The 7,756-nt window shown below is 68.8% G+C and carries 8 protein-coding genes; 7 read left to right on the top strand and 1 reads right to left on the bottom strand.

Features of this window, described 5'->3' with window-relative positions; translation table 11 throughout:
* Positions 1-495: FGGY-family carbohydrate kinase (locus EYW49_RS22525; protein ID WP_265937397.1), on the top strand; the 495-nt coding region annotated here is incomplete at its 5' end.
* Positions 496-542: 47 nt separating this feature from the next.
* Positions 543-1,265, top strand: coding sequence for an MIP/aquaporin family protein (locus tag EYW49_RS22520; RefSeq protein WP_131311962.1), 723 nt, complete (start codon positions 543-545; stop codon positions 1,263-1,265).
* Between the two features lie 173 nt (positions 1,266-1,438).
* Here the strand turns inward: EYW49_RS22520 and EYW49_RS22515 are convergent, their stop codons facing one another.
* Entirely contained in the window at positions 1,439-3,508 is a 2,070-nt protein-coding gene (locus EYW49_RS22515) for a sigma-54-dependent Fis family transcriptional regulator (RefSeq protein ID WP_165498385.1), read from the bottom strand.
* A gap of 382 nt (positions 3,509-3,890) precedes the next feature.
* Here EYW49_RS22515 and EYW49_RS22510 point away from each other — a divergent pair, with 382 nt between their 5' ends.
* The 5 genes from EYW49_RS22510 to EYW49_RS22490 all read left to right on the top strand — a co-directional run.
* Complete coding sequence (locus EYW49_RS22510) at positions 3,891-4,241, top strand: Lin0512 family protein (protein ID WP_131311958.1); 351 nt, start codon at positions 3,891-3,893, stop codon at positions 4,239-4,241.
* Positions 4,242-4,346: 105 nt separating this feature from the next.
* Positions 4,347-5,309 carry a thiamine pyrophosphate-dependent dehydrogenase E1 component subunit alpha gene (locus EYW49_RS22505; protein ID WP_131311956.1) on the top strand — a complete coding sequence of 321 codons (963 nt, stop codon included), beginning with the start codon at positions 4,347-4,349 and terminating at the stop codon, positions 5,307-5,309.
* Positions 5,310-5,332: 23 nt separating this feature from the next.
* Positions 5,333-6,304: an alpha-ketoacid dehydrogenase subunit beta gene (locus tag EYW49_RS22500; RefSeq protein ID WP_131311954.1), complete on the top strand. Its 972-nt coding sequence runs from the start codon at positions 5,333-5,335 to the stop codon at positions 6,302-6,304.
* Between the two features lie 59 nt (positions 6,305-6,363).
* Positions 6,364-7,389, top strand: coding sequence for an ATP-NAD kinase family protein (locus tag EYW49_RS22495; protein ID WP_131311952.1), 1,026 nt, complete (start codon positions 6,364-6,366; stop codon positions 7,387-7,389).
* A 49-nt stretch (positions 7,390-7,438) separates the two neighbouring features.
* The coding region (locus tag EYW49_RS22490) for a biotin/lipoyl-containing protein (protein ID WP_323053003.1) at positions 7,439-7,756 on the top strand (318 nt) is incomplete at its 3' end.

Raw genomic sequence — 7,756 nt, 5'->3', positions numbered from 1 at the left:
ACCGTCGACGACAACGGCGGCGTGTACTTCGTGCCGGCCTTCTCCGGCCTCTATGCGCCGTATTGGAAGGACAGCGCCCGCGGCGTGATCGCCGGTCTGACCCGCTACGTCAACAAGGGCCACATCGCCCGTGCCGTGCTCGAAGCGACCGCCTATCAGGTCCGCGAAGTGCTCGACGCGATGGAGCAGGACTCCGGCATCGAACTGGCGAACCTGCGGACCGACGGCGGGATGATCCGCAATCAGCTCCTGATGCAGTTCCAGTCCGACATCCTGAACAAGCCGGTCGTCCGCCCGGTGGTGCAGGAGACCACGGCGCTCGGCGCGGCCTATGCGGCCGGTCTGGCCGTCGGCTTCTTCCAGGGCACCGACGAACTGGTCGCCAACTGGGCCGAAGATCGCCGTTGGAACCCGTCGATGCCCGAAGAAAAACGCGCCTCGCTGTTCCACTTCTGGAAGAAGGCGGTCACCCGCACCTTCGACTGGGTCGAATGAACCGTCACCGAAGAAGCTGAGCACTTCTGATTCTCGGAGTAACGACAATGCACGGACAGATATTTGGTGAATTTCTCGGAACGATGGCGCTCATCATCCTCGGTGACGGCGTGGTCGCCAATCTCAACCTGAAGAAGACGGGCGGCAACGGCGCCGGTCTGATCGTCTGCACCACCGGATGGGGGTTCGCGGTTCTCTTCGGTGTCATCATCAGCGTCGGCGTCGGCGGCGTCGCCCATCTCAACCCGGCGGTCACCGTCGCCGCCGCGATCACCAGTGGCGACTTCTCGAACGTCGTCCCCTTCATCGCCGCCCAGATGGTCGGCGCCTTCTGTGGTGCCGCGGTGGTCTGGCTGATCTATCTGCCGCACTGGGCGGAGACCGAATCGCAGCCCGCCAAGCTCGGCGTGTTCTGCACGGCTCCGGGGATCCGCAACCTGCCGGCCAATGCGCTGACGGAATTCCTCGTCACGATCATGCTGGTGGTCGCCGGTTTCGCGATCGGCTCGAAGGGGGTCGGCACGCTGCCGGCGGGCTTCGGTCCCTATCTGTGGGGCGTGCTGGTGTGGGGCATCGGCTGCTCGCTCGGCGGCCCGACCGGTTATGCGATCAATCCGGCCCGCGACCTCGGGCCGCGCATCGCCCATTTCGTGCTGCCGATCCCCGGCAAGGGCGGCTCGGACTGGGGTTACTCCTGGGTTCCGGTGGCGGCTCCGCTGGCCGGCGGCGTCGTGGGCGCCCTGATCTGCAAGGCGACCGGCATCTCCTGATCCTCTCCGACGGCTCGTGGACCAACCACGGACGACGGAGTCCTGCGGCGCCCCTCGGGGCGCCGCTTCTTTGCGCGCGATCGGCGGTCGTCGCCGACCCTCGACGGCGAGACCCATCCGCGGCGCGGTCTGGCGATCCTCGCGCACGTCGGCGTGGGTTGGGGTCGGCGCGATCACGCGTGCGGCAGGCGCCGCAGCTTGGCGTAGAGGGTGTTGCGTCCGATCCCGAGCGCTCTCGCCGCCCGCGAGATGTTGCCGCCGTGATCGAGGAGCGCCCGCTCGATCGCCCGCATCTCCGCGGCCCGCAGAGGCGTTTCCCGGCCGGGCGTCTTCGCCGGCGGGACCAGTTCCGGCGGCAGATGCTGCGGCGACAAGACGGCATAAGGGGTCACGAAATACTGGTTGAGGGCATATTCGACGGCATTGCACAGCGCGCGGACGTTGCCCGGCCAGGTGTGACGTTCGAGAACGGCGTAGGTCGCCGGATCGATGGTGACGCCGGGCAGCCCCATCTCCGTGCGCAGCCGTTCGAAGTGGTGGTCGACCAGCACACGCACGTCCTCGAGGCGATCGCGCAGCGGCGGCAGGGTGATCGTGGCGACGCAGAGCCGGTGGTAGAGATCGCTGCGGAAGCGGCCGGCGTGGACCTCTCCCGCCATGTCGCGATTGGTCGCGGCGATGACCTTGACGTCGATCGGGATCGGCGCGCGCCCGCCGATCCGCGTCACCCGCCGCTCCTCGAGCACCCGCAGGAGATTGGCCTGCTGGTCGAGCGGCAACTCGCAGATCTCGTCGAGGAACAACACCCCGCGATCGGCGCGTTCGAACAGGCCGGGGCGGCCGTGCCGATCGGCGCCGGTGAAGGCGCCGCTCTCGTAGCCGAACAACTCCGATTGGATCAGGTCCTTGGCGAAGGCGCCGCAATTGACCGCGACGAAGGGGCCGTTTCGTCGCTCGCCCTGGGCATGGATGCCGCGCGCCGCCAGTTCCTTGCCGGTGCCGCTCTCGCCGGTCAGCAACACCGTCGATCGGGTCTGGGCGAAGGCGGCGATCTGCCGGCGGATGTGACGGGCGGCCTCGCCGTCGCCGATGAACGGCGGTACGGCCGCCGCGGGTCTTCCGTCACGCTCGTGCGGAGCCGGATCCCCGGCCCGATCGAGACGGGAAACCTGCGGCTGCGACAGCGTCTTCTGCGTCGAGGCGCGCAGGCGGATCAGCATCCCGAGCCACAGGCCGGCCGGCGAGCGCAGGGGAACCGCCTCGGCCATGACCTCCGACCGGGTCCGTCCCTTCAACCCGATCCGCACCGGACCCGCCGGCAGGTCGGTCCGACCGGCGAACGGCCCGATGTCGAACAGATCCCCGACCATGCGGCCGACGATCCACCCGGACGCCGCACCGAGCAGCCGACGGGCCTGCTCGTCGATGCTCACGACCCGGCCTTCGCTCTGGACGACGACGTGCCCTTCCTCTTCACCCCGCGCCGGTAGGGCGGCCAGCAAGGCTTCCGGCCAATACTCGAGTTCGCGGGCATGGGATTGGAGCAGGCTCCGCTCGAAGCGGCTGACGCTCCACAGCACCAGACGCAGGGCCAGGCCATGATCGATTTCGGTGCCGCTGGATATGTCGATGCAGCCCATCAGGCGGCCGGAGGGATCGAAGAACGGAGCCGCGGTGCAGCGCCAGATGTGGTGCTCGAGGCAGAAGTGTTCCTGCCCGAAGATCTGGACGAAGCGGCCGGTCTCCAGCGCCGTGCCGATCGCATTGGTCCCGACGCTGCCTTCCGTCCAATCGGCACCCGGACCGAAATGCAGACGATTGGCCTGCCGGAGGGTCGCCGCATCGCCGTAGGTCCGGACCAGTCGTCCCTCGGCATCGGTGATGCAGATCATCATGCCGTTCGCTTCGAGAGCCGGCCGCAGCGTCTCGTCCAGCTGGCGGGACAGGTCGAAGATGCGCTCGTCGGTCGCCGACAGCGGCACCGAGCGGACCACCGGATGCTTCCGGGTCGGCGTCACGCCGAGATCGACGCAGCGCTTCCACGACTGGGCCAGGAACGGATCGATGTCGTTCGCCGTGCCGGTGTCGACGAAGCGCTTCCAGGTGGCGTAGTCGATCCGGCCGGTGCTGTAGCGGATCAGTGGCGAGGCGGACCCCGGCGTCGCGGTGTCCGGCGGGCGTCCGTCGTGCGACGGACGGCGCGGAGGGGTACGCGTGTCGGGTCGATGGATCAGCAGAGTCACGATGGGCCTCGCGCCATGCCGAATGATGGACGCCGCCCAGCGTTCGTCGACCGCGTGAACCTGTTCGCGTCGCAATCGATGACGCCGACGACCGTCGTGCAACTTTCTACCACGCGCGCGTGGAAGTGTACAATGTTCGAGAACTGAACACGTCTTTAGTCGATGTCGCGTAATATTATACTCTCCGCGCAACCTGTTGGGCATGCACTCGCCGACACACGGAACGGTCGATGCCCCAGGTGTTCGATTTCGACGCAATGCATCGCGTCGTCGTCGCGGTGCTGCGGCCGGAAGGGCCGGTTTTCGCCGGTCGCCGCGGCTGGCACGCGCGTTGCGATACCGCTCGGGTACGGCAACTCCAAGCCCCGAAGGCGGTCCGGACATGAGACGTTACGTCGTCGAACTCGGCACCGGCATCGATCTGCACGGCGCGGACGTCACCAAAGCGGCGACGCGCGCAGTCCGCGATGCGATTTCACGCTCCTGCCTGTGCGGACTCTTTGAGATCGCCGGGCTCGCGGATCCCGACGAGATGCACGTGCGCGTGCACGTCGCCTGCCCGTTCCCCGACCGGCTCGACGCCACGGCGGTCGGTGCGGAGGTGCCGTTCGGCCGGGTGACGGTCGACGTCACCGACGGCGGCATGGTCACCCGAGGGCTCCACGTCGATCGCCTCGGCGCGGGCGACCGGATCGTCGTCGCCCTGGCGGCCGTCACCGTGTCGATCGCCTGAGGCGACGACACGGGCCGTCGAACCGATGAACCAACTCCCGCCCTCCCGGTCGGCGTCGCCGGGCGGCAACGAAGGACAATCTGCGGTCGAACGCAGGAGGCACCCATGAAGGTCGATTCGGTACTGTTGCTCGGCATGTACGAGAGCATGCTGCGGATCCGCCAGTTCGAGAACAAGGCGATCGAACTGTTCGCGGCGCAGAAGGTTCCCGGCTTCGTGCATCTCTACATCGGCGAGGAGGCGATCGCCGTCGGCGTCTGCGCCTGTCTCGGCGATCGCGACTACATCACCTCGACCCATCGCGGGCACGGACACCTGATCGCCAAGGGTGGCCGGCTCGATCTGATGATGGCCGAGCTCTACGGCCGGGCCTCCGGCTATTGCCACGGCAAGGGCGGCTCGATGCACATCGCCGACGCCAATCTCGGCATCCTCGGCGCCAACGGCATCGTCGGGGCCGGCATGCCGATCGCCGGCGGGGCGGCCTTCGCCTGCCGCTACCGCGACACCGATGCGGTGGCGGTCGCCTTCTTCGGCGACGGCGCGTCCAACCGCGGCACCTTCCACGAGTCCCTGAACCTCGCCTCGACCTTCAAGCTGCCGGCGGTGTTCGTCTGCGAGAACAATCTCTACGGCATCTCCAACCGCCAGTCGCACCACATGAACGTCACCGACGTCTCCGATCGGGCGGGCGCCTACGGCATTCCCGGCGTGACGGTCGACGGCAACGACGTGGTCGCGGTCTACGAGGCGGCGTCGGAGGCGGTGGCGCGGGCGCGCCGCGGCGACGGACCGACCCTGCTCGAGTACAAGACCTGGCGCCAGCGCGGCCATTTCGAAGGCGACCCGGGCACCTACAAGGACCCGGCCGAACAGAAGGCCTGGATCGCCCGCGATCCGCTCCCCAGGCTCGAGAAGCAGCTGCAGGACTTCGGTTTCGCCGACGCCGCCGCGATCCGCGCCCTGCACGACAAGGTCGACGCCGAAATCGCCGCCGCCGTTCGCTTCGCCGAGGAGAGCCGCCTGCCCGGTGCCGGCGATCTCCTCAGCGACGTCTACGCCGCCTGACCGCAGCCCCGAGGAGAACCGTCATGACCCAGATGACCTACATGGAAGCGCTGCGCGACGGTATGCGCGTGGCGATGAGGAGCGATCCGAACGTGTTTCTGGCCGGCGAGGACGTCGGCGCCTTCGGCGGCTGCTTCGGCCAGACGAAGGGTCTCTACGAGGAATTCGGACCGAAGCGGGTGGTCGACACCCCGATCAGCGAGACCGCGATCATGGGGCTCGCGACCGGTGCCGCGGCCGTCGGCCTGCGCCCGATCGTCGAGATCATGTTCGTCGACTTCATGGGCGTGTGCATGGACGAGCTGTTCAACAACGCCGCCAAGATGCACTACATGTTCGGCGGCAAGATCACCGTGCCGCTGGTGGTGCGGGCGCCCTGCGGCGCCGGCTTCTCCGCCGCCGCCCAGCATTCCCAGAGCCTCGACGCCTGGTTCGCCCACATCCCCGGCATCAAGGTGGTCGCCCCGGCCACCCCGGCCGACGCCAAGGGCCTGATGCTCGCGGCGATCCGCGACAACAACCCGGTGATCTACCTCGAGCACAAGGGCCTGTTCGGGCTGTCCGGCGAGGTTCCGGACGGCGACTGGGAAGTGCCGCTCGGCAAGGCCGAGATCAAGCGCCCCGGCCGCGACGTCACGATCATCACCTGGTCGGCGATGGTCGGCAAGGCGCTGGAGGCGGCCGAGCGCCTCGCCGCGGACGGCATCGAGGCGGAAGTGCTCGACCTCAGGACCATCACGCCGCTCGACGTCGATGCGATCCTCGACTCGGTCGGTCGCACCAGCCGCGCGGTGATCGTCCACGAGGAGGTGCGGACCGCCGGTTTCGGCGGCGAAGTGGCGGCGGTGATCGCCGACCGCGGCTTCAACCTGCTCGATGCGCCGATCAAGCGGGTGACCGCGCCCGACACGCCGGTGCCGTTCAGCCCGGTGCTCGAGGCGATGTTCATCCCGCAGGCGGCCGACATCACCCGCGCCGTCAAGGAACTGTTCTGAGCCCCTCCCGCCCACCGCCGACGGCTTCGGCCGTCGGCCCTCGCGAAGGGATCGTCGCCATGAACGAAGTCGCGGTCGGCATCATCGCCAACCCTGCATCGGGTCGGGACATCCGCCGCCTGGTGGCGCACGGCACGGTGTTCGACAATCAGGAGAAGGTCTCGATCGTCCGCCGGATCCTGCTCGCCTGCGAGGCGGCCGGCGTGGCGCGGATCGTCTACATGCCCGACTACTACCGGATCGTCGAAATGGCCCGCGAGGGCATGCGCAGCGACGTCGCCTTCGGCGTGCGGCTCGAACCCGTGCCCCAGGTGCTCACCGGCCTGCCGCAGGACACCGAGACCGCGGCCCGGTGGATGGCGGACAAGGGACTCGGCTGCATCGTGACCCTCGGCGGCGACGGGACCAACCGGCTGATCGCCAAGGTCTGCGGCGACACGCCAATCCTGCCCGTCTCCACCGGGACCAACAACGTCTTCCCGGAAATGGTGGAAGGGACCATCGCCGGCCTCGCGGCCGGGGTGGTGGCACGCGGCGAGACCCTCGACGACGCGCTCTACCGTTCGAAATGTCTGACCATCGTCAAGAACGGCCGGACGGTCGATCAGGCCCTGGTCGATGCGGTGGTGCTCGACTGCCACTTCATCGGCGCCAAGGCGCTGTGGGAGACAACCGGGCTGCGGCGGGTCGTCGTCACCCGCGGCGAACCGCACAACATCGGCTTCGCCTCGATCGTCGGCTGCCTGTCGCCGATCACGCCGCACGAGCCGCGCGGCGCCTGGATCGACCTCCTGCCCGACGGCACCAACCTCTGCGCGCCGATCGCGCCCGGGCTGGTCCTACCGGTCGGCGTCTCCGACGTCCATTCGCTGGCCCTCGGCGAGGCCGTGGCGATCGAGGCGCCACCGTGCATCGTCGCGCTCGACGGCGAACGCGAGGTCGAATTCGCGCGCGGCGACGTCGGATTCATCCGCCTCGAAGCGTCCGGCCCGTGGGTTGTCGACGTGCGGCGGGCCCTCGCCGGGGCCGTCCGCCGAGGATTCTTCTGCGATCCCGTCCGGCTGCGGCGCCTCGCCGCCGCCTGACGGCGCGCCGCTCCGTCCCGAGATCCGCGACACCGAAAGAGGAACGCCGATGACCATCGAAGTGCGCGTCCCCAAGCTGGGCCTGACCATGGTGTCGGCCACCGTCGGAAAGTGGCTGAAGAGCGAGGGCGAGCCCCTGCACAAGGGCGACGAGTTGGTCGAAGTGACCACCGACAAGATCACCAACGTGGTGGAAGTCCCCGAGGACGGCGTCCTGCTGGCGATCGCCGCGCGCGAAGGGACGGAATTGAAGGTCGGCGATCTGCTCGGCGTGGTCGGCGCGGAGGGTGAGACCGCGGCGCCCGCGGCTCCGGCGGCGTCGCGTCCCGCCGCGGCGGCGGCCGCCGGGGCGCCCGGCGCGGTGATC

The sequence above is a fragment of the Siculibacillus lacustris genome (assembly GCF_004328075.1).
Lineage (GTDB): Bacteria > Pseudomonadota > Alphaproteobacteria > Rhizobiales > Ancalomicrobiaceae > Siculibacillus > Siculibacillus lacustris.
The sequence above is the reverse complement of the archived record's forward strand: the minus strand, read 5'-3'. Positions and strand labels throughout refer to the sequence as shown.